Origin of the sequence: Rathayibacter sp. PhB151 (genome assembly GCF_004366415.1) — a bacterium.
Lineage (GTDB): Bacteria > Actinomycetota > Actinomycetes > Actinomycetales > Microbacteriaceae > Rathayibacter > Rathayibacter festucae.
Map to the genome: position 1 here is coordinate 707,290 of NZ_SOEN01000007.1, position 26,048 is coordinate 733,337.

Sequence of the window (26,048 nt, forward strand, 5' to 3'; positions counted from 1 at the left end):
CAGCCCGCCGGCTCGTCCACACTGGTTGTTACCGTGAACACTGCCGTGGATCCGCGGCGAGCGGGACCCCCCGTCGGGGTCGAGACCGGGGAGCCGCGGCCGTCCGGAAGCGTCGACGCGCCTCCGGACGGCCGTGTCGCTCAGCGCGTCAGCGTGATGCTGTCGAGCTCCGCGAAGCCGGAGCCGCCGGCGAAGAAGGGGGACCCCTTCGCGAGCCGGATCACGTTGAAGCCCGCCTTCAGATCGACCTGCCGCGAGACGGAGGAGCCGAAGGCGCCCCATGATCCCGTCGACGGGTAGGAGACGGTGCTGAAGGCGCTGCCGTTGACGGCGAGGCCCTGGGTCGAGGTGCTCGCTCCACCGTTGGCGTAGCGGATCCCGAGCCCGTAGCTGCCGGCGGTCGGCACCTCGACGACGAAGTCGACGAAGCTGTCGCTGCGGGCGTTCGACGAGCCGTCGATCCGGCCGACGTAGCCGCCGTTCGACGCCGTTCCGGCGGAGAGGAGCGAGGCGTTCACGACGGTCGCGTTCTCCGCCTCGTAGACCTGCTGGTAGCTCGTCGTCGGACCCGCCGCCGGGGTGACGACGAGCTGGTAGGCGCCGAGGTAGTCCTGGCTCGTCACCGGGACGGTGACGGTCCCGTTCGTGATCGGCAGGGTCTGCGTCGACACCGTCGTGGGCGCGTCGACGTTGGTCATGCGCCCGGACCGGGGCGTGTAGTTCAGGACGACCTTGGCCGAGGTCCCGAATCCGGTGAGGCCCTTCACCTGCACCTGGTTGTCGCCGAAGGTGCCGCCGAAGGCCGCGTTCACGATCTTCCGACTGGAGTCGTAGGACGCGAAGCCGTCGAGGTCGCCGGACGGCGTGACGGCGAGCATGTTCCCGGCCATCTCGCCGTACCACTTGTAGAGCCAGTAGGAGCCGGTCGGTCGGTTGTTCCAGACCAGGCCGCCGACGGTGCCGGACTCGTACCAGTAGGCGCGCTCGGCGTCGTGGATGCCGGTGCGCTCGAACTGCGCGATGAAGTGCGCGGCCACGCTCGGCGTGTCGATCTGGCTCGGCGAGCCGTACTCGTTGATGGAGATCGGCCGCGGCGAGATGCCGAGATCGCGCTCGATCGAGCGGTAGTCGGCGACGTGCTCGTCGATGTCGTTGTAGACGCCGTCCTCGAGCTCGTGCCAGACGACGACGTCGGGCAGAGTGCCGTCGGCCTTCGCGCGGGCCATGAACGAGCGCATCAGGTCGGGGTAGTAGCGGCTGTAGCTGGGGCCCACGATCGGAGTGATCGTGTCCTGGAGCTTCACCTGCCGGTAGGTGCGGGTCCAGCCGTCGAGGTATGGGCCGGCCTTCGCCGTGTCCCAGGTCCCGTCGGGCTCGTTCCACAGCTCCCAGCCGTTGATGTTCGTGGTGGCGGTGGCGTCGAGACGGGCCTTCACCATCGTGTCGATCTTCTGCGTCCAGTCCGCCCAGCTGATCCAGCGGTACGGGAAGTCGGGGTACACGTCGGGCATCCGCGCGTAGGACTGCGCTCCGTCCCGGGTGAAGGTGCCGGCCACCTTCAGCACGTCGCCGGTCGGCGTCGTCGCTCCGTTGCCGAGCTGGCCGACTCCGGGGGCCGGCTGCGTGTGCTGCTTGAGGCGCAGCGGCGTCAGCAGGCCGGGTGCCGGGTCGTTCGGCGTGGCCAGCGCGTACAGGCCGCCGGCGCCGACCCGCGTGACGGGTCCGATCGACGTGCTCGCATCGACGACGAGCGTGTTGCCCGCGGCGGACGCGGGCAGCGTCAGGGCGACGAGCGTCGCGGCGAGCGCAGCCGCCGCGGCCAGACCGAAAAGGCTACGAAATCTACTCACAGAGAGCTCCTTTGCAGTGTGAATCGCACCCAATGAAGCCGTCTTCGCTGGCCTCCGGGTGGTGAGATCGACCGTAGCCAGCCCGGGGAGTTAAAGAAAGTAGTTTCGGTGTTTCGGTCGCCGCGAGGCCGCGATACCTGCTCGCGGAGCGCGCGCGGGCGAGCCGGTGCCCTCCGACCCGAACGGAGGGCACCGGTGCTCGAGCGGGCGCCGGGCCCTGCGTCGAGCCGTCGCCGGCGGATCACCCCGGCCCCTGCGGGAGCGATGCCGTCCGGCCCCCGGACGCGCTCCTCGCACTGGGCGACGAGGCCGGTCCGGAGCTCCGGTCACCGGCGCGGAGCGCGGTGGACCCCTTCTTCGCCGGGCCCGCACGCGCGCACGTCGTCGGCAAGGGATGCAGATGTTCTCGGTAACACTTTCTGCACTCGGGACACTAATGAGGTCTGCCGCCGGTGTCAATGAAGTGACAGGGGTACGAGGAACTCCTGGCTTCCCGGCCATCCGTCGTCGAGAGCACGGTCCTCCACGAGATCGCGCACAGCCCGTACGCGGGCGGTCAGTCGGCGGCGTCGCGCGGGACGCGCAGCTCCCGGCTGATCGCGCGCAGTCCGGTCTCGAGGGCTTCGAGCTCCTCGAGCGAGAGGCGGGAGAGCACGTCCTCGCCGAGCTCCGGGCGCGCGGCCATCAGCTCGCGGACGACGGCCCGACCGAGATCGGTGGCGTGGATGCGGCGGACGCGCTGATCGGCGCGGTCGGTCTCGCGGACGACCAGGCCGCTCGCGGCGAGGCGGTCGATGAGCTTCGACATCGAGGGCATCGAGACGCCGAAGCTCTGCGCGAGGCCCGCGCCGGTCGCGCCCTCCTCGGTCGTGACGATCACCGAGAGCGCCTTGAGCTGCTGGATGGTGAGGTCGGTCGTCAGCAGCGGCGCGAGCACGCGGGGGATCGACCGGATCGTGATCGCGATCGAGAGGCGCTCGATGTCCGAGAGGGTGCGGGCGCGGGGATCCATGGGACCACCGTAGGACTGGGCGGATCCCCAGGTCGATCACTTAGTTCGAAGCTAACCTTCTGGGAGAGCAAGAAACCGATCCGGAGTCGTGTCGGCGCCCGCGGGGGAGTCCCGCCGTCGCCCCGTCACGGGGTACGCCGTCGCGCCGATGCGCGTGACGAGAGCGAGCCGCCATGACCGACCGAACGCTGACCGACCGAACGCCGACCGACAGCAACCTCCCCGACGACGAGCGCCGCCTCGAGGCCGCCCGCGAGAGGTACCGCACCGAGCGGGACCGCCGGGCCCGTCCGGACGCCGCGAGCCAGTACCGCCGTGCCGCGGGGAAGTTCGGCTACTACGCGAAGGATCCCTACACGGAGCGCGTCGAGCGCGAGCCGGTGACGGACCGGGTCGAGGCGCTCGTGATCGGCGCCGGCTTCGGCGGTCTGCTGACCGCGTCTCGGCTGCGCGAGGCGGGCGTCGACTCGCTGCGCCTGATGGACGAGGCGGGCGACGTCGGCGGCACCTGGTACTGGAACCGCTACCCGGGCGTGCGCTGCGACGTGGAGTCCTCCGTCTACCTCCCGCTGCTCGAGGAGGTCGGCACGATCCCGTCCGAGCGCTACGCGCCGGGCGAGGAGATCCGCCGGCACGCGGTCGCGATCGCCGAGCACTACGGCCTCTACCGCGACACCCTCTTCCAGACCCGTGCCACCGCGCTGACCTGGGACCAGGACGCGGAGGAGTGGTTCGTGGAGACCGACCGCGGCGACGCCTTCCGCACCCGCTTCGTCGTGACCTCCTCCGGCACCCTGACCCAGCCGAAGCTGCCGGGCATCCCGGGCATCGAGACCTTCCGCGGGCACACCTTCCACACCTCGCGCTGGGACTACGGCTACACCGGCGGCACCCCGGACGGCGGGCTGACCGGCCTCGCCGACAAGCGCGTCGCCGTCGTCGGCACCGGTGCGACGGGACTCCAGGTGATCCCGCACGTCGGCGCGGACGCCCGGGAGCTGATCGTCTTCCAGCGCACACCCTCCACCGTCGACGTCCGCGACAACCGGCCGACGGACCCGGCGTGGGTCGCGTCGCTGCGTCCGGGCTGGCAGCGCGAGCGGATGGAGAACTTCCTCGCCGTGCTCGCCGGCGAACCGGTCGACGAATCGCTCGTGCAGGACGGCTGGACGAAGACCGTCGAGCTGCAGCGCCAGATCCTCTCCGGCGCCGTCGACACCTCGCTCACGGTCGAGGAGCGCGAGCGGCGCGACGAGCTCGCCGACCTCGACACCATGGACCGCCTCCGCGCCCGCGTCGACGCGACGGTGGAGGACCCGGCGACGGCCGCGGCACTCAAGCCCTGGTACCGCTACATGTGCAAGCGCCCCGGCTTCAGCGACACCTACCTGCCCACCTTCAATCGCCCGAACGTCCACCTCGTCGACACCGCCGACACCGGCGGCATCACCCGGATGACCGAGACCGAGGTCGTCGTCGGCGACACCGCCTACGAGGTCGACTGCGTCGTCTTCGCCACCGGCTTCGAGGTCGGCATCTCCGGCGTCCTGTCCGGCACCCTGCCCGTCGTCGGCCGCGACGGCCGGACGCTCCTGGAGGCGTGGGCCCGCGGTCCGCGCACCCTGCACGGCTTCTCGACGCACGGCTTCCCGAACCTCTTCCACCTCAGCGGCATCCAGAACGCCAACTCCGTCAACTTCGCGCACATCCTGCTCGAGCAGGCCGAGCACATCGCCGCCGTCATCGCCCGCGGCCGCGAGGTCGGCGCCCGCTACCTCGAGCCCAGCGCCGAGGCGGAGGAGGCGTGGGTCCGCACGATCCAGGAGACCGCCGCCGACACCCGAGCGTTCCAGGCCGAGTGCACGCCCGGCTACTACAACGGCGAGGGCACCCGCTCGATCGGCGGCGCCAGCTACAGCCCCGGACCGATCGCGTTCCACCGCCTGCTCCGCGCCTGGCGCGAGGACGGGATGGGCGACGTGCTCGTCGACGCCGGCGTCGGAGCCTCGCGATGAGGCGGCCGGCGATCGCCGTCCCGGTGCTGCTCGCCGGTGCCCTGGCGGGCTGCACCGACGCGGGCGACCCCGCAGCCGCACCCGTGTCGGCGACTCCGTCGGTCGTCACCGCCGAGCGGGTGCTGCAGGTGACGGAGGTGCACGAGACGACCGGCATGACCCTGCTCGAGGGCCCGACCTTCGGCCCCGACGGCAGCCTCTCCGTCGTCGACGTCACCGCCCCGCCCGGCGCCGGCAAGGTGCTCCGGATCGATCTGGAGGAGGAGAGCGTCGAGCCCGTCTGGACCGACGACGCCTCCGCGCTCACCTCCGCGCAGTTCCACCCCGGGGACGGGCGGCTCTACGTCTCCGACTTCCTCAGCGGTTCCGTGCGGAGCATGACCGCCGAGGGCGAGGACGTCCGCGACGTCGTCACCGGCCCGGTCGAGGGCGTCCCGATGCAGCCGGACGACATCGCGTTCGGCGAGGACGGCGCCCTCTACGTCACCGACGCCGCCGGCGCCCAGGACCCGTACTGGGAGGCGTCGGGCCGCGTCGTCCGCGTCGACTCGGCGACCGGAGCAGCGACCGTGCTGGCGAGCGAGCTGCCGTCCCCGAACGGCATCGCCTTCTCGCCCGGCCACGGCGAGCTGTGGGTCAGCCTCAACACCGGCAACCGCATCGACCGGCTCACCCTCGCCGAGGGCGGCACCGAGGTCGCCACCGCGTTCCCGACGATCCACGCCTCACCCGGGATCGGCCAGGTCGACTCGATCGCGGTCGACGCCGACGGCAACCTCTACGTCGGCCTGCACAGCCGCCCGGAGATCCTCGTCTACGACACGTCCGGCGCGCTGCTGCAGACCGTCTCGGTTCCGGCGGACGAGTCGACCGGGCTGAGCTCTGCGACGAACATCGCGATCGAGCCCGGCACGACGCGGGCCTACGCGACGATCAGCGGCACCGACGGCGGCTTCGTCTACGAGTTCCAGGCCCTCGCGGAGGGCGTCCCGCAGTGAGCACGCGACCGCCGCGATCGTCGTCTCGCGACTCGGTGGTGAGGGAGAGGACGCGGCCTCGCCCCGTCATGCTGGTCGAGTAGCCCCGAAGGGGCGTACCGAGCGGCGAAGCCGCTTCGCGTCTCGGTGGTCAGGGAAAGGGACGCGGCTGCGCCACATCATGCTGGTCGAGTAGCCCCGCCAGGGGCGTATCGAGACCCGCCGTCACCAGCAGGGCGGGTCTGCAGACTCAGGTGCTGACGGCGGTGGATCTCGATACGCCCGCTTCCGAGGGCTACTCGATCAGCATGATGCGCGCGCCCGGAGGCTACTTCAGGGTGACGGTGACCGGTGCGCTGACGGTGCTGTTGCCGGCGGCGTCGGTCGCGCGGGCGGTGAGCGGGAAGGTCCCGTGCTTGCCCGCGGTGCGGGTGGTCAGCGACCAGGTGCCGTCGGCGTTCTGCGCGGCGTCGCCGACCTCGGTGCCGCCGAGGAGGAAGGTGACGCGGCTGACGACGGTGTCGTCCGTCGCGGTGACGGTGGCGGTCGTCGAGCCGCCCAGCACCGTGCCGGTGCGCGGCGAGGTGATCGCGACGGTCGGCGCGGTCCGGTCGACGGCGGCCTTCTTCGGAGCGGGCTTCGCAGCGGCCGACGCAGGGGTGGCAGCGGGCGCGGGCGTTGCGGGAGCCTTCGGGGCGGTCGCGGCCTGCGGAGCGCTGGTCTTCGGAGTGGAGGTCGACTTCGGAGCCGGCGTTGCCGACTTCGGCGCGGCCGAGGCTGCGTGCGCCGGAGCCGCCGTCCGCGTGGCGACCTTTGCGGACGCGGCGGTCGTGCCGCCCGAGACGGTCACCCGATCCCACGCGCCGGTGAGGAGGGCGGTGGTCGGCCGCGGAGCCAGCGCGTCGAGGCCGGCGGCGGTCAGCGCGCTGAGCGCCGTGTCGACGGAGAAGCCGCCGCTGCGGGCGACCTTGCCGGTCAGGGTGGTCCGGGAACCGGAGACGGCGTTCCAGGTGGGCTGCAGCGAGCCGGTGAAGACCGAGTCGGTCGCATCGACGTTGCCGCCGCCCTTGCCCTGGATCGCGCTGACGCTGCCCTTGCCGTTGACGGCCCCGGGGTAGCCGGCGCCGCCCTGGAGGAACGGGTAGCGCTGCGCCGCGACGTCGCCGCCGAGGATGAGCGCGTGGTCGAAGAGGACGTTCTTCACGCCACCGACGATGACGGCGCTGTTGTTCGAGCTGAACACGGCGGTATCGCGGACGGTGACCTGGCCGACGATGCCGGCGCCCTCGATCTGGAGGCTGTCCGTGTGCGGGCGAGCGGGGTTCGCGCCGCCGCCGTACTGCTTGTCGAGGTAGTAGGAGGGCGCGATGTAGTCGCCCGCGACCAGGACGTCGCTCACTGTGTTCGGGGAGTAGGCCTTGATCTGCGCCGAGTCGCCGCTCTTGAGCTTCGACTCCGGCTCGACGATCTCGAGCAGCTCGACGTCGCGCACCGGGATCCCCGACGAGGCGGCGAGGCCGATCCAGTTGTTCGCGATCCGCAGCCAGGCGAACGAGGAGTGCGTCGCGCCCTTCACATCGATCGAGCCGATATCGAAGCGCATCAGCGTGATGCCGGTGACGCCCTTCAGCATCCAGCTGCCGCCGGTCACCGACTGGAAGCCGTCGCGCGCCGTGATCAGCACCTTGAGCGGGCCGTCGTTCGTGTAGCCGTCGAGGGCGGAGAGGTCGTCGATGCGTCCCGGGGCGACGCGGACCACGGCGCCGGCAGCGATCTGGCCGGGCGTGAGGGCGTCGAGCGCGGCGCGGATCGCGGGGCCCGAGGCCGCGACGTCGACGACGGTCGTGCCGGCGGGGAGTGCGGAGCGGATGTCGGGGGTGTCGGAGGGGTAGTGCGTGCCGTCCGGGCCGAAGGTCGAGGCGCTCGCGGCGGCCGCGGCCGGAGCGGCGGAGGCGGCCGGCGCGATCTGGAACGAGGCACCGGTGGCGGCGATCCCGACGGCGGCGGTGACCGCGAGGGAGCGGAGGAGTGCGCGGGTGCGGCGGGTGGACGGGGTGGCGGAGGTGATGCGTGACATGGCGGTGTCTTTCGATCGGAGGGCGGAGTGACGGATCGCCGACGCAGGGGGTCGAGGACTCCGAGGCGCGACGGACCGGGGACCTCGCACGGGGGAGGAGCCCCGGAGACACGCAGCGGTGCGTTCCGGGCGGCTCAGCAGCGGCCGGGCCGCTCCCGTCCGAACTCGATGAGCATCGGCGGGGCGGCGGCACTCGGTCGAACCGAGCGGTGCGCTGAGCAACAGGGGGAAACGTACGGCGCCACGTCTGCCGCCCGACAGAAAGTGGCGCGAATTGTGCTGTTTGGCCGAGAAGATCGCGCGCCGTGGTCTTCTCCGCCCCCGCTCCGTGGGGCAGGCCTCGGGGCCGACCACCCCGGTCCGGGTGGGAGGAGAGGAGCCGGCGGGTGACCGCCATCACCCGCCGGCTCGTCGTGGTGACTACTCGGTGGCGGTGCCGTTGCGCCGGCGGCGGCGTCCGAGGAGCACGCCGATCGCGCCGAGGAGTCCGAGGACTCCGGCGGCGGGCAGCACTGCGGCGGCGTCGGATCCGGTCGAGGCGAGGTGGCCCGTGGTCGACTGCTTCGACGACGACGACGCTGCTGCGGGGGTGGTCGGGACCGCGATCTCCTTGCCTGCACGACTCGCTGTTCCGGCGGGAGGCGCGACGGCGCCGCCGCTCGGCGGGACGTCGGGGCCGACCGGAGTGGGGCCCGCCGTGGGGGTCGCGGTCGGGCTGGGCGTCGGCGTCGGGGTGGGCGTCGGCGTCGGCGCGGGCGTCGGCGTCACCGTGGGGATGGCGAGGGTGCCGAGGGTCTGCTTGCTGAACGCGGTCCCGTCGGGCGTCGTGGCGGTGGCGGGGGATGCGACCCAGATCGAGTGGTTGAAGACGTCGCGCTCGGTGACGGTGGTCTCGAAGGAGACCACGCCGGTCTCACCCACGGGCAGCTCGGCGAGCTTGTCGCTGTCCGAGACCTGCACGTCGCGCAGTGCGACGTTGCCGGTGTTGGTGAGCTGGGCGACCCACTTCACCTTCGTGCCGGCGACGACGGGCTCGCCCTCCTTCACCTGGAACGTTCCGGCGATCGTCACGTCCAGATCCGGCGCCGGCACCGGGATCGGCGGCTTCTCCGGAATGGGCAGCTTGTACTCGAACGGCGCCGAGACCGTCACGCGCGAACCGTCCGGGAGCGTTCCCCGGACCAGCTTCGACTGCGCCGAGACGAAGCCGTCCTTGAGGTTCTGCGCACTGACCACGGCCTCCGTCGTGTTCAGCAGGAAGGACTCGCCGACCTTGAGCGTCTTGTGCCCGAGGACGTCCTTCAGATCGACCCCGCCCGTGTTCTTCACGTCGTACGTGAACTCGACACGAGTGCCCTCCTTCACCAGCTCACCCGGCTCCGTCAAGAACTTCCCCGTGATCGTCACCGTCACCGCAGGATCGGCGCTGGCCGGCGCCATCGAAGGACCCGGCGTCGGCGTGCTCGGCACAGCGGGCTGCGTCGGTGCAGGAGTCGGCGTGGCGGGCTGCGTCGGCGTGGGCGTCGGTACGGGCAAAATCCCTTGTGGAACAGGAATCGAGGTGTCGATGCCTGCATCGATGCGAGCTCCCTTCGGGGTGTAAGCCGTCCCCCCGGTAGTGAAGCGCCATGAACCACTCGCCAGCTTGCTCACCCCAACGAAGTCGTTGTCTTGGTCGAGGTCCTTGGATTCGCCCACCGCAAGTGGGATTGGACCAACGCCCGGCCGGCTGTAGCGGTCGAGGAACACGTTCAGTGGGACGTCGCCGGTGTTCTTGAGGTGGATCGTGAACCCGATCTCGACGGCAGGCTCGCTTCCATCGGTGGTGGGTTGAAGGATGAAAGTGGCGGTGACCGTCCGCTCCAGGGCGGGGTGCTCGACCGCCGGCGCCGACGTGGGTGCAGGAGTGGCGGGCTGCGTCGGAGACGGCGTGGCGGGCTGCGTGGGTGCGGGGGTCGGCGTGGCCGGCTGCGCACCGGGGACGGGGATCGTGGCGCTCACGCTCGCGTCGATGCGGAATCCGTCGGGGGCGTAGGCGTCTCCGGCGGTGGAGAAGGACCAGACGCCGCTGCGCAGCTCGTCATCGGTGAGCATGGAGGGCCGGGTGACGTCCTTGGTCTCCCCGACGGCGACCTTGATCGGTGCGTTCCCGGGCTGCGGGATCTCCTTGAGGAAGACGTTCAGCGGGACGTCGCCGGTGTTCTTGAGGCGCACCGTGTACTTCACCCGGACGCCCTTCTGACCGGGGTTCCCGGTGTCGAACGGCTCGAACACGGCGGTGACCGACCGCTCGAGGGCGGGCTTCACGGCGACCGTCGCCGGCGAGGACGGTGCGGCCTGAGGCTGGGCGGCCGGCGCCGCGTCGGCCGCGAAGGCGGCGGGCGCGGCGAAGCCGAGCAGACCGACGGTGAGGACGAGGGAGGCCGCGACGTCGAGCGGTCTGCTGCTCGATCGGCGCGGGCCGTGCGGGCGAGGTGAGGGTGTGAGCATCTTCGATTCCTGTCGGGGCTCGGCGGAGCAACGTGGACGCGAGAAAGTCTCACACCGCTCTCGTGGTCGGGTCCGCTCTCCGCATCGACTGGCGCGCGACGTCGGGTCGCCGGGCGCGCAGAAGGGCCGCCGTGCAGTGTGCACGGCGGCCCTTCCCTGAGCGCGGGAGCCGAGTCGGTGGAGGAGGGTGTCGACCCGCCGACCCGGCACGATCGTCACTCGGTGACGGTGCGGCTCCTGCGGCGGCGGCCCAGGAAGACGCCGACGGCGCCGAGCAGGGCGAGGACTCCCGCTGCGGGCAGCACGGCGGCGGCGTCGGAACCGGTGGAGGCGAGGTGACCGGCCGTCGACCGAGTCGCCCCCGCGGCGGCCGAGGTGGCGACCTCACCGCGGTTCGAGGAGGTGGCGACCTCGGTGGCCGACCGGGCTGCCGTGGCGCTGGACGGCGTCGCGGCGGGCTGACCGTCGGCGCCGACTGCAGCGGGGGATGCGGGTCCCGCCGACGCGGGGGCATCGGGACCGGCCGGGTCAGGAGTCGTCGCGGGGATGGCGAGGGTACCGAGGGTCTGCTTCGAGTAGTCGTAGCCGTCCCTCGTGATCGCCGTGGCCGCAGCGGCGACGGAGATCGAGTGATCGAGCACGTCGCGCTCGCTGACGGTGCTCTCGAAGGAGACCACGCCGGTCTTGCCGACGGGCAGCTCGGCGAGCTTCTCGCTGTCGGCGACCTGGACGTCGCGGAGAGCGGTGTCCCCGGTGTTCGTGAGCGCGGCGACCCACTCCACCTTCGTGCCGGCGACGACGGGCTCGCCCTCCTTCACCTGGAACGTGCCGGAGACCTTCACCTCGAGATCCGGCTTCTCCGTGGACACCGGAGCCTTGGCGGGGATGGGCAGCTTCGGCGCCGACACGATGACCCGGGTGCCGCCTGGAAGGATCTCGTTCGAGGACTCCGCCTCCGGCGTCACGAACCCGTCCTTCAGGTTCTGCGCGGTGACGACGGCCTCGGTCGTGGTCAGGTGGAACGACTCGCCGACCGCGAGCTTCTCGCGACCGAGGACCTTCGTGATGTCGACCGGTCCCGTGTTCTTCACGTCCTGCGAGAACTCGACGCGAGTGCCCTCCTTCACGAGCTCACCCGGCTCCGTCAGGAACTTCCCCGTGACGGTCACCGTGATCTCCTGGGTGGCGACGGTCGGCACCGGGAGGGGTGCCGGGTCCGGCGTGCTGGCCGTCGGCGTGGGCGTGGGCGTCGGGGTCGGCTCCGGCACGATCGGATCCCAGAACGACGGGACGCGCTTCTCCACCTGGGCGCTCGGGAGGGGGATGTCGGGAACGACCGTCACCGGAGTCCTCTCCCCGAACGGGGTGTTCCACGTCTCGAGCTTGATCGGGTCCGACCACGTGCCCTTGCGCAGCGAGTCACCGCCGAGGAACACGCTCTCGGAGAAGACCTTCGACTCGCCGGGAAGGAGGTCGAGCGTGTTTCCGAAGCCGGGCCACTCGACGAGGTTCACGCCGAGCACTCCGTCGGTGATGTTCGTCACGGTGAGAACGAAGTGGACCCTCGAGTAGATGTTGAGGATGTCGTCGGGTGCGCTGCCGAAGGTCGCCGTGATCGACGTCTTCAGCCCCCCGTTCTGCTGCGGAGCGGGTGTCGGGGTGGCGGCGGGCGTCGGGGCTGCCGCGGCCGTCGGCATCGTCTCCGCTTGAGCGACGGGGGCGGCCGCACCGAGCAGACCGACGGTGAGGACGAGGGACGCCGCGACGTCGAGCGGCCTGCTGCTCGGTCGGCGCTGTCCGTGGGATTGCGGTGGGCGTGTGTGCATCTGCGACTCCTGTAGGGGGCTCGGCGGAGCAAAGCGGTGACGTGAGGAAGTGTCACACCCTTCTCCCAGCCGCGCAGTGCCGGCGGCGCGGATGGCGCGGGCCGTCGCGTCGCTCGGGCGCAGAACGAAGGGCCGCCGTGCGCTCAGCACCGCGGCCCTTCGTCGGTCTGCTTGCGCTACTGCAGCGTCACGGAGACCGGGGCGCTCTCGGTCGTGTTGCCCGCCGCGTCCGTCGCCCGGGCGGTGAGCGCGAAGGTCCCCTGCAGTCCCGCGGTGTCGGAGGCCAGCGACCAGGTGTCCTCGTCGGTCTGGACGCCGTCGCCGATCTCGACACCCTCGACGAGGAACACGACCCCGGTCACGGCGACGTCGTCGGTCGCCGTGACGGTGGCGATCGCCGGGCCGCCGAGCACGTCACCGGGCTCCGGCGCGGTGATCTCGACCTCGGGGGCGGAGGAGTCCTCGGCGGGCGTCTCCGGCTCCGCGGGCGAATCGGGCCCATCGGGCGCGGACGGGGTCGCCGTCGGTGCCGGAGCGGGGGTCGCCGGGGCGGTCGTGGGCGTCGACGTCGGCGCGGCGCTCGGAGTCGCGGTCACTGCCGGGGTGCTGCCGCTGCCGCGGAGGTCGACGTCGTCCCAGATGCCGGTGAGGTAGGCCGTGGTCGGCCGGGGGCTGCGCGCGTCGAGGTCGGCGGCGGTCAGCGAGCCGAGGCTCTGGTCGACCGTGAAGCCGCCCGATCGCGCCGTCTTGCCGGGCAGGTTCGTCCGCGTGTTCGTGACCGAGTCCCAGCTGGGCTGCAGCGAGCCGATGAAGGTCGAACCGGACGCGTCGACGTTGCCGCCGCCCGACCCCTGGATCGCGCTCAGGCTGCCGGGGCCGTTCTGCGCTCCCGCGGAGCCGGCACCGCCCCGGAGGAACGGGTAGCGCTGCACGGCCGTGCTTCCGCCCACGACGAAGGTCTCGTCGAAGGCGACGTTCCGGACGCCGCCGATGATCACGGCGCTGTTGTTGGAGGCGAACACCACGGTGTCGCGGAGCGTGACCTGGCCGGTGATCCCGGAGCCCTCGATCTGCAGGGTGTCGGTGTGCGGGCGCGGCTCGCGGTTGCCGCCGTACCTCGCGTCGACGTAGTAGGAGGGCGCGAAGTAGCCGCCCTCGACCAGGACGTCGCTCAGCTGGTCGGGAGCGTAGGCCTTGATCTGCGCCGAGTCGGCGTTCTTGACCGTCGAGTCGGGCTCGACGACCTCGATCAGCTCGACGTCCCGCACGGGCAGTCCGGCCGACGCGGCGAGGCCGAGCCAGTTGTCGGCGATGCGGAGCCAGGCGAAGGAGGCGTGCTTCGCGCCCTTGACGTCGAGCGAGTCGATGTCGAAGCGCATCAGCGTGATGCCCGTGACTCCGCGCAGCGCCCAGTCGCCGCCGGTCACCGAGCGGAAGCCGTCGCGCGCGGTGATCAGGACCTTGACGGCACCGCTGTTGGTGTAGCCGTTCAGGGCCGAGAGGTCGGCGACGCGGCCGGGGGCGACGCGGACGACGGCGCCGTTCGCGATCTGGTTCGCGGTGAGCCGGTCGAGTGCGGTGCGGATCGCCGGGCCCGAGGCCGCGACATCCACGACGGTGGCGCCGCGGGGGAGCCCGGAGCGGATGTCGGGGGTGTCCGAGGGGTAGTGCGTGCCGTCGGGCCCGGAGGTGGTGACGGAGACGGCGGCGGAGGCGGCCGGTGCGTCCTGGAGCACTGTCGCGCCGATGACGATCCCGACGGCGGCGGTGATCGCGAGGAGGCGGGCGAGGGCGGTCCTCGCTCGGGGGCGTGCGTGGCGCGCGGCGGGGCGGAGCGGACGGGAGGGGGACGACCTGGGGGGAGTGGCTGGTGCCATGGGGTGTCTTCCGATCGGGTCGGGCAGCGGGGGAAGGGGTGCCCGGAGCACGGCGCGGCAGAAGCCTCGAGGCGCTGAACGGTCCGGGGTCCTCAAGGGGCCTCGGAGTCCCGCGGCGGTGCGGTCCGGGCGGTCGGTGCGGGGAGAGCAGGGCGGGTGGTGCGCGGAGGAGGGTCGGGGACGGAGGTCCGTCGGAGTCGACGGGGGAGGTGGAGGCAGCGCGGCAGGGAAAAGGGGGAGGGGTGGCGTGCTTCCACGGCCAATGTACGGGACGTGCCCCGTCAGTGGGGCACTGGCGCTGACGCCGATTCGGGCTCTACTATGCCGCGGCCGGCGAGGGGCTGGGGACGGTGGGTCTCGATACGCCGCTGCGCGGCTACTCGACCAGCATGGTGGGCCGCTGCGCGGCTGCTCGACCAGCATGAATCGCGGGGGCGCTGCTCGGTTGCTCGACCGGCGGGGGTGGCTGCGCAATCAGTGGGGACGGCGAAGGGCCGGCGCCTCGTCGCGGAGGGGCCGGCCCTTCAGGGCTGAGCGCGGGGAGCTAGCGCAGCGTCACCGTCACGGGAGCGCTCGCGGCGACGTTGCCCGCCGCGTCCGTCGCCCGGGCTGTGAGCGGGAAGGTGCCGCGCATGCCGGCGGTGCTGGTGGTCAGCGACCAGGTGCTGCCGCCGGTCTTCGTGCCGTCGCCGACCTTGAGGTTGCCGAGGTAGAACGCCACGCCGGTGACGGCGGTGTCGTCGGTCGCGGTGACGGTGGCGGTGGTCGAGCCGCTGATCACGGCGCCGGCCGACGGCGAGGTGATCGCGACCTTCGGGGCGGTGGTGTCGGCGACGGGTCCGCTTCCGCCGTCCTCACCGTCGGGCGTCTCCGCGGGGAGCTCCGGGGTCTTGGTCGGCGTCGGGGTCGACGTCGGCTCGGGGGTCGCGGTCGGCTCGGGCGTCGCGGTCGGGGTCGCCGTCGGCGTCGCGGTCGGCTCCGGCGTCGCCGTGGGAGTCGCCGTCGGCGTCGCGGTCGGGGTGGGCGTCGGCGTGGGCGTCGAGGTGTCGACGTCGTCCCAGATCCCGATCAGGCGGGACGTGGTGGGGCGGGGCGTCCTCGAGTCGAGCTCGTCGACGCTCATCGAGCTCAGCGTGCTGTCGAGCGTGAAGCCGCCGCGGGTCGCGGTCTTGCCCGCGATGTTCGTGACGGTGTTCGTCACGGTGTCCCACTTCGGCTGGAGCGAGCCGGCGAGCATCGAGTCGGAGGCGTCGATGTTGCCGCCTCCCGTGCCCTGGATCGCGCTGACGCTGCCCGCGCCGTTGATCGCACCGGCGTAGCCGGCACCGCCGCGCAGGAAGGGGTAGCGCTTCATCGCGAGCGGTCCGCCGACGATGAACGAGTCCTCGAACGCCACGTTCCGGACGCCGCCGACGATGACGGCGCTGTTGTTGGAGGTGAACACGACCGTGTCGCGGAGGGTGATCTGGCCGGTGACGCCGCTGCCCTCGATCTGGAGGGTGTCGGTGTGCGGTCGCGCCGGGTTCGACCCGCCGTAGACGGCGTCGACGTAGTAGGACGGCGCCAGGTAGCTGCCCTCGACCAGGACGTCGCCCATCACGTCCGGTGAGAACGCCTTGATCTGCGCCGAGTCGGCGCTCTTGACCGTCGAGTCCGGCACCACGACCTCGATCAGCTCGACGTCGCGCACCGGCACGCCCGCCGACGCGGCGAGTCCGAGCCAGTTCTTGTTGATCCGCAGCCAGGCGAACGAGGCGTTCGTGGCCCCCTTCACGTCGAGCGAGTCGATGTCGAAGCGCATCAGCGTGATGCCGGTGACCGAGCGCAGCGCCCAGTTGCCGCCGGTGACCGACTGGAAGCCGTCGCGGGCGGTGACCAGCACCTTCTCGCTGCCGGTGTTGCGGTAGCCGTTGAGCGCGGACAGATCGGAGATGTGACCGGGGGCGACCCGGACGACGGCTCCCTCCGCGATCTGGGTGCGGGTGAGCGAGTCGAGGGCCTTGCGGATCGCCGAGCCGGACGCGGCCGCGTCGACGACGGTGTAGTCCGCGACACCGGAGCGGATGTCGGGGGTGGCCGAGGGGTAGTGCGTGCCGTCCGGCCCGTGGGAGGCGCTGCCCTCCGCGGCCGACGCGGCCGGGATCGAGACTCCGGTGACGCCGATCGCCACGGCGGCGGCGATCGCCAGGACGCGCAGGGCGTCCTTGGGGCGGCGGAGGAGAGGGAGGGCGGTTCTGGAGCGGGTGGTCGGGGGCATGTGGTGTCGTCCGATCGACTCGTGCTGTGCGGGGAGGGGACTGGTGCGGTGCGGAGGTCGCCCGGAGCACGTCGACGAGGGAGCCTCGAAGCGGGCGGCGGATCGGTGCCGCGCCGGGGAGCGGTGCCGAAGGACGCGTCGCTGCGGTCCGGGCTGATGGAGTGCGGCACTGCCGCGGTGACGCCGCCGCGGCGCGGACGCCGGAGCGGCCGTGCATCGGGTTGTCGGATAGGCGCTTCTCGACCCTCCCGAGGGAGGGCGAACCGCGTGCTCGCGGACCTCCGAGGGCGAACCTCCGGAGCGGGTGCCGAGCCTGTGGAAGGATTCAGGGAGCCTCCCAGCTTCGTCAGGATAGGGAACAGCCGACGAGCGACACACCACCCCGAGGGGGGTCGGAGCGGCAGACAGACGCTCACCTTCGTGCGGCTACCGCAGAGCTCCCAGCACGACAGCGGCCGCCCGCGCGACGAGGGCGTCGTCGTAGTCCGCCTCCGGGTCGTTGCGGGAGGTCAGGACGGACAGCACGATCGGGTCTCGGCCGGGAGGCGTGACGACGGCGGCGTCGTTGCGGAGGCCGCCCGCTCCACCCGACTTGTCCGCGACCGTCCAGCCCTCGGGAGCGCCCGCGCGGATCAGCGCGTCGCCGGTCGCGTTGCCGCTCATCCAGTCCAGGAGCAGCGCGCGATCCGCGGCGGGAAGGGCGTCGCCGAGTGCGACGGCGGTGAGATCGGCGGTGAACGCCGCCGGAGTCGTGGTGTTCGCGGTGCTGCCTGAGGCGATCGTGTTGAGGGCGGGCTCGTCGTCGACGACGTCGGTCGTCGTGTCGCCGAGCTGCTCGAGGGCACGGTCGAGGGCGACAGGCCCGCCGAGGCGGTCGAGCACCAGGTTCAGCGCCGTGTTGTCGCTGCGGCGGACCGCGGCCTCGGCCAGCTGCGCCAGCGGCAGCCCGCCGTCGATGCTCTCGCCCGTGACGGGGGAGTAGCCGGCGGCCTCGACGTCGGCCGCGGTCCAGGTGACGACCTCGTCGCGCTCGTCCGCGGGGACGCTGCGCAGGAACTCCGCGGCGGCCAGAGCCTTGATGCTCGACGCGTAGCCGAAGCGCTCGTCCTGCCGGTGCAGGACCTGCCGGCCGCTGCCGGTGTCGACGGCGCTGACGCCGATCCGCGCGTCGAACTCGGCCTCGAGGGCCGCGAGCTCGGCGGAGACGTCGACGGGGGCGGGTTCCGGAGAGGATGCGGCGGAGATCGACGGGAGCGGCGTCGGCGGACGCGAGGCGGCGGGCGCGCTCGGTGCCGAGCAGCCGGAGAGCACGAGTGCGAGGCCGGCGGCGAGGACGGGCAGGGATCGGGCGGGCGATCCGGGATGGCGGGGGCTCACAGGACGGAGTAGACGACGACGAAGACGAGCGCGGCCACTGCCGTGACCGCGACGGCGGCGAGGGCGATCGGCCACCGCGGTCGCCTCCGGACCACCGCGAGAGCGAGGAACGCCGCGCCGAGGACGATCTCGAGCCACCAGTAGACCGGGCTGGTGGTGTCGGCGACGTTCGCCAGGGCCCAGGCGCCCTCGCCGATCAGGACGCCGGACAGCGGGGCGACCGCGAGCACGCGCCAGGGCGTCGTGCCGTGCAGCGTCAGTGCGGCGGCGGCGCCGAGGATCGGCCCGGCCGGCACGGCCAGCAGCCAGAACACGTCGGTGAAGGGCGGGGAGTAGCCGAAGCCGCGCGCGGCGGTCACCAGGTCGTAGCCCTCGAGCAGGGCCCAGAAGGTCAGGAGGCCGAGCGCCGCCGCCGCCACGGGCCGCGCGCCGCCGAGCCGCATCAGCGCGAAGACCAGCATGGACCAGCCGCCCGAGGAGTTGGCGAAGGAGTTCACCGGCCCGGGCAGCGAGCCCTGCAGGAGGCTGGTGAGCCCGCCCATAAGCAGGCCGCCGACCAGGGCGACGAGGAGGGCGCGCACGAGGCGCGGGCGCGACGGGGCAGGAGGCATGAGTCGATTCTCGGAGGTCGTGGGCGGGACGGCATCGGGGATGACCCTGATCGGGGTGCTGGGGGGCTGAGTGCTGGCGCGGGCGGGTCTCTGAGGAAAGATCACCTCGTACGTGTGGGGAGAACTCTGTTGATCGAGTAGCCCGCGGAGCGGGCGTATCGAGCGGAGGAGGCGCCTTCGGCGCCATCGCAGGGCGGGGAAGAGGCCGACGTGCATGCGGTGGTGGGTCTCGATACGCCCCTGCGGGGCTACTCGACCAGCATGCGTGCGGGCGTCTCTTCCAAGGAGAACGGGTCGGCTCCACTCTCGGTCGGACGCGGACGCTGCGGTGTCGTGATCCTGCGCACCAGGAGCGCGATCCTGCGGAGTCGAACGGCTTGTTACCGTGAACAATCTGCAATAGGTTCAGCGTGTCGACGAGGATTCCCCGTCCTCCCACTAGCTCGACAGGTGTTGCGCAACTCGCGCTCTCCGCCTTCCCCACATCGGATTCAGAGGCGAATCCGGAGAGGAACCGTCAATGTCGACGTCCCCCCACCTGAAGAGTCCGGATGCGAGAAGACCGGATTCGAGAAGACCGGATTCCAGACGATCCGACCCGAGGGCGATGCGCGCACTCGTCACCGCCGCGGCGGCGTCGGTCGCGCTGCTCGCGTCCTGCGCGGTCCCGGTGACAGCCGCTGCGGCAGCCGATGCGGTCCCGTCTCCCGAGCAGAGCCTGCTCGCGGACTTCACCTTCGATGCCGCCCCGAGCAACGGCGCGTTCGTCGATCGCAGCACCCGCGCTGCCGTCCAGGGAGCGGCGAACCTGGTCCCCGGGAACACGGGCCAGGGCACAGCCGCGCGCCTCTCGTCGGCCTCGTGGCTCGACCTGACCGCCACGGACGGCAAGGCGCTCCTGGCCGGCCGGCAGAACGTGACCATCTCCTACGACAGCAAGCCCGATGCAGCGGCGAACACCGGCTGGGCCGTCTTCGCCGCCCGCTCCACCACGCGTCAGGAGTACGCCCAGGAGCACTACCTCGGCGTCCTCGATCGGACCTCGGGGATCACGGTCGAGCGGTACGACAACACGAACGGCCGGAACACGGCCGGGAACCTGGCCACGACGGCGACGAACGCCGAGTGGAAGCACGTCGATCTGGTCGTCACGGAGACGACGACGCGTCTCTTCGTCGACAGGAAGCCGGTCGCCGTCAACGGCTCCGGGGTCCCGCTGAGCCAGATCCTCGGCTCGTCCGGCGGAGTCCTCCAGGTGGGCAAGGCGAACTGGGGCGGGGGAGAGTACTTCTCCGGCCTGATCGACAACCTGCGCATCTACAACCGGGCGCTCTCCGGCGCGGAGCTGGGCGCGGAGAACCCGGCGGTCACCTCCGACGCGGGCGCCGCACTGGCCGTGCCGGCCACCGTGCTCGGCGACCTCCCGTCCCGCGTCCTCGGCAAGCAGGTCACCTGGAGCGCCACCGGCGCCGGAGCGGGCCGCGTGCAGTCGAACGGAGCGATCGACACGTCGGGCCTCGGCACCGGGACCGCCGCCGTGACGCTCACCGCCACCGTCGAGGGCAGCAGCCAGACCTTCCGCTGGGACAGCCGCATCGCCGCTCCCGGCGGACGGATCGCGACCTACGTCAAGACGGTGACCACCACCGCCGGGACGAAGGACGACCCGCTGGCCTACAACGACGACCGCCGCGCCGACGCGCTGTACGCCGCGGCACTGCCCGCCGGCGGCAGCAGCTGGGAGCCGCTGAACCGCTCCCAGGCGATCCTGTACGTCGCCAACGACGGCGATCAGGGCGCGAAGCCGAACGCCCAGGTCGGGTCGCCGAGCCTCTTCCGGACCGCGAACGGGGCGCTCGGCGCGGTGTCCGCGCAGAACAACGCGACCGATTCCGTCTACGTGTGGACCTCGCCCGAGGGCAGCACGTTCTCGCAGCAGCGCGCCGTGCGGATCGCTCCCGGCTCGGTCGTGACCGACCCGCGGATCGTGTTCGACGCCACGGCGCAGAAGTACAAGGTGTTCTGGACGGACCTGCTCACCGGTGAGGGACGGGTGACGGTCCTCGCCGACCTGACCGCGAGCACTCCTCTCGGCGTCACGTCGAAGGCGGACACCCGGGTCCTCGGCGTCCAGGGCGCAGGACTCCCGTCCTGGGCCGCGCAGAGCCAGGCGAGCGACCTCGCGCTGACGGCCGCCGAGTTCGACGTCTTCTACAAGAACTACGTCGACCTGCAGAACACGGGCGTCGAGAGGATCGACGCCACGGTCGCCCAGGGAGCCGGAGCCGCCGGAGTCGCGGCCGCGCTTCCGAAGCAGGCCACGCTGGACTACAACGACGGATCGAAGAAGAGCCTCAACGTCGACTGGCAGGACGACCTCTCCGCAGTGGACACCACGAAGCCGGGCAGCTACCAGGTCTCGGGCACCGTCCAGCAGGACCCCGAGGAGATGGTGAGCGACGCCCGCGCCGATCCGCACGTCTTCTTCAACCCGGACGACGGCTACTACTACCTCACCGGATCGCACTACGGCCAGTCCTCCCTCGGACCGATCGAGGAGAGCTCGAGCTACCGCAAGATCGGCCTCAAGCGGGCCACGACGCTCGCGGGGCTGCAGGACGCGCCGGAGCAGATCGTCATCGACCCGGACAAGGGCACGCCCGGCAAGGAGGGGCAGTATCCGAACACGTTCTACGGCTGGGGCGGCTTCATCTGGGCGCAGGAGTTCCACAAGATCAACGGCACCTGGTGGATCGTCGCCGGGATGAACAAGGGCTACGCACCCGTCGGCGGCTTCTGCGACAACACCGTCCTCATTCCGTACACGGGCACCGACGTATCGATCGCCGCGGGCGGCTTCTTCGACCAGACCAAGTGGGGCGAGCCCGTCGTCCTCGACGGAGCCGCGTTCGACGTCAGCTACTTCGAGCGCACCGAGGCCGGCAAGCAGCAGGGCTACTGGATCATGCCCTCCGGCGGCCAGATCCTGATCGGAAAGGCCGTCTCCGGCCCGAAGGGGACAGTGCCCCTAGTCGACGGCGAGCTCACGCGCGTGTACGGCGAGAGCCAGCCGTGGGAGATCGGCAAGCTCGCGCCCACTCCCAGCGACACGACCGAAGGACGCGACCAGGGAGTCGTCGAGGCGCCCTTCATGGTGCAGCAGGGCGACACCATCTCGATCACCTACTCAGGCGGCACGGTGGACAAGTACTACAGCCTCGGACTCCTGAGCACGACCGCGACGGCGAACCTGCAGGATCCCGCGAGCTGGAAGCAGACCGCGTTCCCGGTCCTCGACACCAACGACACCTTCACCGGTCGTCTGGGAGCGGACGAGACGAGCTACTACACGAAGCAGCAGGCCGGAACGGGTCACAACTCGTTCGCGAAGGACGAGTCCGGCAATCTCGTCCTCGCCTACCACGCCCGCCCGTACCAGGACCCTCACCTGGCGACGGACCCGGTGAACGCCGGTGGCCTCTTCGACTCCGACCGCAACACCTGGTTCAAGGGCGTCAACGTCCGGGCAAACGGCAGCCTCGATCTGTCGCTGACGAAGAACCAGGAGGTGGCGCCGGGGAACCGGACCGTCACCGCCACCGTCGTCGTCCGGGGAACGACCCCGACGGTGACCGCCACCGCCACGTCGCGGTGCGTCGCAGGGAAGGCCGTCGTCACGGTCGTCACGAAGAACACCGGTACCGCCGCCGCGGTGGTCACCTGGACGACGCCCTGGGGTGAGCGCTCGCAGAGCGTCGGTGCGCAGAAGACCGCCTCTCTCGCGATCACGACCCGGGCAGCCGCCATCACGGCGGGGACCCTCACCGGGACGTCCGTCGCAGCAGGCACGAGCACGCCCGTCACGGCGACCTACCCCGCAGCTCGCTGCGGATAGGGCGCCGGGGGAGTGGGGCCGGCCCGCGGGCCCGCCCCACTCCCCGCGACCCATCCACCCTCTGATTTCGATCCTTTCCGGATCAGGGCAGGCAGCGCTGCCTCGCCCGAACGACAAGGAGTTCCCATGAAACCCACCACACGGTGGCGCGCCGCCCTGGTCGGTGCGCTCGCCTCGGTGGTCGTCGCAGCCGGCGTCGCGCTGCCGGCCGTCCCGGCGACCGCCGCCGACGATCTCCTCGTCCGCTACGACTTCTCCCAGCTCTCCGGCACGACGGTCCCCGATTCCTCCGGCGGCGGGCGCACCGCGATCCTCCGCGGCTCCGGAGCACAGGTCTCGGGGAGCGAGCTCGTCCTTCCGGGAGGCGCGAGCGGCAGCGCCGCGGCCTACCTCGAACTGCCGCGCGGCCTCATCGACGGTCGCGACACCCTCACCATCCAGACCTGGCTGCGCAACGACACCGGAGCGGGCAACTACGCCGCCGTGTTCTTCGGGACGGCCGAGAGCCCGCCGTCCCAGTACTGGCTGCTCAACCCCCGCGACCCCGGCGGGCGCTTCAAATCGGTCATCACCGCGAGCCGCAACGCGCAGGCGCCCTGGACGACCGAAGCGGGCATCCCCGCGAGCGGACCGACCGGACCCGGCACCGACGCCTCCTGGGGCCTCTACACCACCGTCCTGCAGCCCGGGAAGCTGACCGGCTACTACAACGGCCGCCTCATCGCCGAGACCGTGACGAACCGATCGGTCAGCGATCTGGGCACCGACCTCGTCGGCTACATCGGCCGCTCGTCCTACCCCGACCCCTACTACAAGGGAGGCGTGCGGGACTTCCAGATCCGCACCAGCGCTCTCTCCGCCCAGCAAGTGGCGGACAGCTACTGGACGGGCGTCGACGCCGGTGTCCGCACCGCGGCCCTCGCCTCCGACGCGGCGGCCATCGACCTCGGACCCTCCCGCGTGAGCTCCGACCTCGCACTCCCCACCACCGGCGCGCAGGGCTCGAGCATCCGGTGGACGAGCTCCGACCCGGCGCGTATCAGCAGCACGGGAGCGGTCACCCGGCCCTCCGGCAGCGCCGACGCCGCCGTCACGCTGACCGCGACCATCACCCTCGGCGGCGCCTCGACCACTCGCGACTTCCCGCTCACCGTCGCCGCGCAGAACGCCCAAGCCGACCTCGACGCTCTCGCCGAGAGCATCGTCCTCCGCCCGACGCTCGCCGACGGCGAGCTGCTCCCCACCGCTCCCGCCGGCGCGACGCTCACCTGGCGCACCACCACCTCGGGCGTGAGCATCGCAGCGGGCGCGGTGCGCACGAGCGGCACGACGGCCGTCTCGGCAACCATCGCGGGGGAGCTCCGCGCCGGAACGGCCACCACGACGAGGACCTTCTCCGTCCGCGTCCTTCCGACGGGCCGGGCCCGCTACCTCCTCGCCTACGAGCGCACGGCGCTGGGATCGCAGGAGTACGGCAGCAACGTCGCGTACAGCATGCACCTCGGCCTCGGTACGACCCGCACCAGCACCGAGGCGCTCAACGACAACACCGGAGTCCTGTTCGCCGACGCTCAGCCCACCGGCGTGCTCGATGTCGTGCAGACCCGGACGCTCCGCGACCCCTACGTCTTCCAGCTCGCGACCGGCGGCTACGGCGTCCTCGCCACCCGCACGCTCACCAACGGCGACGTCGACTCCGAACGCCGCGGAACGCCGCTCTTCTTCACCACCCAGGACCTCGTCTCCTACGAACCGCGTGGCTTCGTCGACCTCGGGGTGACCGTGGCCTCCGAGCCGCGCGCCGTCTGGGACTCGGCGGCCAAGCAGTACCGAGTGACCTGGAAGGACGCGGCGGGAGCGGACTTCTCGCGGTCCTTCACCGACCTCGCCGACGCGGGAACCCGCGGCGACCTGCGCCGAGGCGCGATCTCGCTGCCCGATGCCGCCGTCTCCACCTCGATCACCGGAGCCGTGCCGTCCAACCTGCTGGTCGTCCCCACCGACACCGCCTCTTCTCTCGAGAAGCGACTGGGCCGTATTCGGAACACCACCGTGGCCGTCGACGCCGCGACCGTCCCGCAGGGGGCGGCGGTGCCCGCGCTCGGTGCAGCGACGCTCGGCTACTCGGACGGCTCCACGAAGAAGCTCCCGGTCGACTGGTCTGCCGCCGATCTCGCCGCCGTCGACACGTCCACGCCGGGGACCTACCAGGTCAGTGGAACCGTGCGACAGCGCGACTACGCGGCACCCTTCATCCGTGCCGAGGCCGACCCGAACATCCTCCGCTGGAAGGACCGGTACCTCTTCATCTCCACGGACGACCGCGGCGACGACCAGCCCGGCATGTTCCTGCGGAGCTCACCGACCATCGACGGCCTTCGCACCGCGGCCGACAGCATGGTCGTGGCACAAGGCACAGCCGGCATCGCCGGCTGCTACTGGGCGCCCGAGCTGCACGATCTCAATGGAGAGCTCTACATCTTCTACTCGCCCTGCATCGGCGCCATCGACTGGCAGCGAGTGACGTCCTACGTGCAGAAGCTCAAGACCGGCGGCGACCCGACACGTCTCGCTGACTGGGAGACGCCTCGCCCCGTCCTCAAGCAGGACGGCACGGCGCTCCAGCGCGATGCTCAGCACCCCGGCATCAGCCTCGACATGACGGTCTTCCAGGACGGCGGCCGCACCTACGTGTCCTGGTCGCAGCGCTACGTCACCGGCGGTGTCATCGGCGACGCCGAGCTCTGGATCGCCACCATCGATCCCGCGAACCCGTGGCGCCTCACCAGCGAACCGCGCAAGCTCGTCACCGCCTCCTACGGCTGGGAGACCAACCTCACGAACGTCGCGGAAGGAGCGACGGCCATCACTCACGACGGGAAGGTCTACCTGACCTACTCGGGATCGGGAACCGACCGCACGTACGCCGTCGGCCTCCTGACCGCCCCGTCCGGCGCCGATCTCACCGACCAGACGGTCTGGGCCAAGTCCGACGCTCCGCTCCTGAAGAGCGACCCGGCCGCGAACCTGTGGGGCCCCGGACACAACAGCTTCACGGTCGACGAGGACGGCAACGAGGTCCTGGTGTTCCACGCCCGCTCGAACGGAAGCAGCAACCGCGACACCTACCTCCGCCGGATCCACTGGGCCGCCGACGGGGGACCGGTCCTCGACATGAGCGCCGCGGAAGAGGTGCTCACCGCGAATCGCACGGTCCGCACCACCATCACCGTCCAGGCGTCGGCCGTCACCGTGACCGCGACCGCCACGACGCGCTGCATCTCCGGCAGGGCCGTCGTCACGATCACCACCCGCAACGCCGGCGCCGGCACCGCGGACGTCGCCTGGGTCACCCCCTGGGGCGCGCGCAGCCAGCAGATCGGTGCACAGAGGACGGGCACGCTGGCGATCACCACCCGGGCCGCCTCCCTGTCGGCCGGGACGCTCGGGGGAACCGCCACGGTGAACGGGGCCGCCACTCCGGTCACGGCGACCTACCCCGCAGCACGCTGCAGCTGAGCCGACCGAGAGGGGGTCCGTCCACGTCGAGTGGGCGGGCCCCCTCTCGGCGTTCCCGGACACCGCGCGCGCCGGTGGCACCGCGCAGCGAATGACGACTCGGACCGGAGCTGCAGGGACACGCGTGATGCTTCTCCGCTCTCCTGTCCGAGTCGGTCGGCGAGGCCCTCTCGAGAGGCGGCAGGAGAGACACCGAGAATCGGAGGACGAGCGTGATCTCGCGTCGATTCTCGGACGGGACGCAATGACGATGGCAATAGCAAGG

At 71.6% G+C, this 26,048-nt stretch carries 13 protein-coding genes; 4 read left to right on the top strand and 9 right to left on the bottom strand.

The window, feature by feature from the left end; translation table 11 throughout:
* Positions 1-140: 140 nt before the first annotated feature.
* A complete protein-coding gene (locus EDF35_RS10770) occupies positions 141-1,850 on the bottom strand; it encodes a CBM35 domain-containing protein (RefSeq protein ID WP_208323052.1) in 1,710 nt (569 codons plus the stop codon).
* 556 nt (positions 1,851-2,406) lie between these two features.
* Positions 2,407-2,862, bottom strand: a complete 456-nt coding sequence (locus EDF35_RS10775; protein ID WP_133962321.1) for a MarR family transcriptional regulator — start codon at positions 2,860-2,862, stop codon at positions 2,407-2,409.
* A gap of 173 nt (positions 2,863-3,035) precedes the next feature.
* On the opposite strand from EDF35_RS10775, the gene EDF35_RS10780 reads away from it, so the two are divergent.
* Together EDF35_RS10780 and EDF35_RS10785 are read left to right on the top strand one after the other, a co-directional pair.
* Positions 3,036-4,877: an NAD(P)/FAD-dependent oxidoreductase gene (locus EDF35_RS10780; protein ID WP_133962322.1), complete on the top strand. Its 1,842-nt coding sequence runs from the start codon at positions 3,036-3,038 to the stop codon at positions 4,875-4,877.
* On the top strand, positions 4,874-5,875 hold the full coding sequence (locus tag EDF35_RS10785; protein ID WP_133962323.1) for an SMP-30/gluconolactonase/LRE family protein: 1,002 nt from the start codon (positions 4,874-4,876) through the stop codon (positions 5,873-5,875). The genes EDF35_RS10780 and EDF35_RS10785 overlap by 4 nt, the downstream gene beginning before the upstream one ends.
* Positions 5,876-6,182: 307 nt before the next feature.
* Here EDF35_RS10785 and EDF35_RS10790 read toward each other — a convergent pair whose 3' ends face one another.
* The 7 genes from EDF35_RS10790 to EDF35_RS21225 all read right to left on the bottom strand — a co-directional run bounded on the left by EDF35_RS10790 (position 6,183) and on the right by EDF35_RS21225 (position 18,369).
* On the bottom strand, positions 6,183-7,931 hold the full coding sequence (locus tag EDF35_RS10790; protein WP_133962324.1) for an Ig-like domain-containing protein: 1,749 nt from the start codon (positions 7,929-7,931) through the stop codon (positions 6,183-6,185).
* 420 nt (positions 7,932-8,351) lie between these two features.
* Entirely contained in the window at positions 8,352-10,421 is a 2,070-nt protein-coding gene (locus tag EDF35_RS21405) for an LPXTG cell wall anchor domain-containing protein (protein WP_166674076.1), read from the bottom strand.
* A 215-nt stretch (positions 10,422-10,636) separates the two neighbouring features.
* Entirely contained in the window at positions 10,637-12,247 is a 1,611-nt protein-coding gene (locus EDF35_RS10805; RefSeq protein WP_133962327.1) for an LPXTG cell wall anchor domain-containing protein, read from the bottom strand.
* A 176-nt stretch (positions 12,248-12,423) separates the two neighbouring features.
* On the bottom strand, positions 12,424-14,124 hold the full coding sequence (locus EDF35_RS10810; protein ID WP_133962328.1) for an Ig-like domain-containing protein: 1,701 nt from the start codon (positions 14,122-14,124) through the stop codon (positions 12,424-12,426).
* 544 nt (positions 14,125-14,668) lie between these two features.
* Positions 14,669-16,381 (bottom strand): Ig-like domain-containing protein, encoded by a 1,713-nt coding sequence (locus tag EDF35_RS20820; protein WP_166674077.1) that lies wholly within the window; start codon positions 16,379-16,381, stop codon positions 14,669-14,671.
* A gap of 426 nt (positions 16,382-16,807) precedes the next feature.
* A complete protein-coding gene (gene bla / locus EDF35_RS21220; protein WP_243839929.1) occupies positions 16,808-17,758 on the bottom strand; it encodes a class A beta-lactamase in 951 nt (316 codons plus the stop codon).
* Positions 17,755-18,369, bottom strand: coding sequence for a DUF6518 family protein (locus EDF35_RS21225; protein ID WP_243839930.1), 615 nt, complete (start codon positions 18,367-18,369; stop codon positions 17,755-17,757). Before EDF35_RS21225 ends, bla begins: the two co-directional genes overlap by 4 nt.
* Before the next feature lie 607 nt (positions 18,370-18,976).
* On the opposite strand from EDF35_RS21225, the gene EDF35_RS10825 reads away from it, so the two are divergent.
* Both EDF35_RS10825 and EDF35_RS10830 read left to right on the top strand, forming a co-directional pair.
* Positions 18,977-22,264 carry a LamG-like jellyroll fold domain-containing protein gene (locus EDF35_RS10825; RefSeq protein WP_166674078.1) on the top strand — a complete coding sequence of 1,096 codons (3,288 nt, stop codon included), beginning with the start codon at positions 18,977-18,979 and terminating at the stop codon, positions 22,262-22,264.
* Positions 22,265-22,390: 126 nt separating this feature from the next.
* Positions 22,391-25,783 (top strand): family 43 glycosylhydrolase, encoded by a 3,393-nt coding sequence (locus EDF35_RS10830; protein WP_123703832.1) that lies wholly within the window; start codon positions 22,391-22,393, stop codon positions 25,781-25,783.
* Positions 25,784-26,048 lie beyond the last annotated feature (265 nt).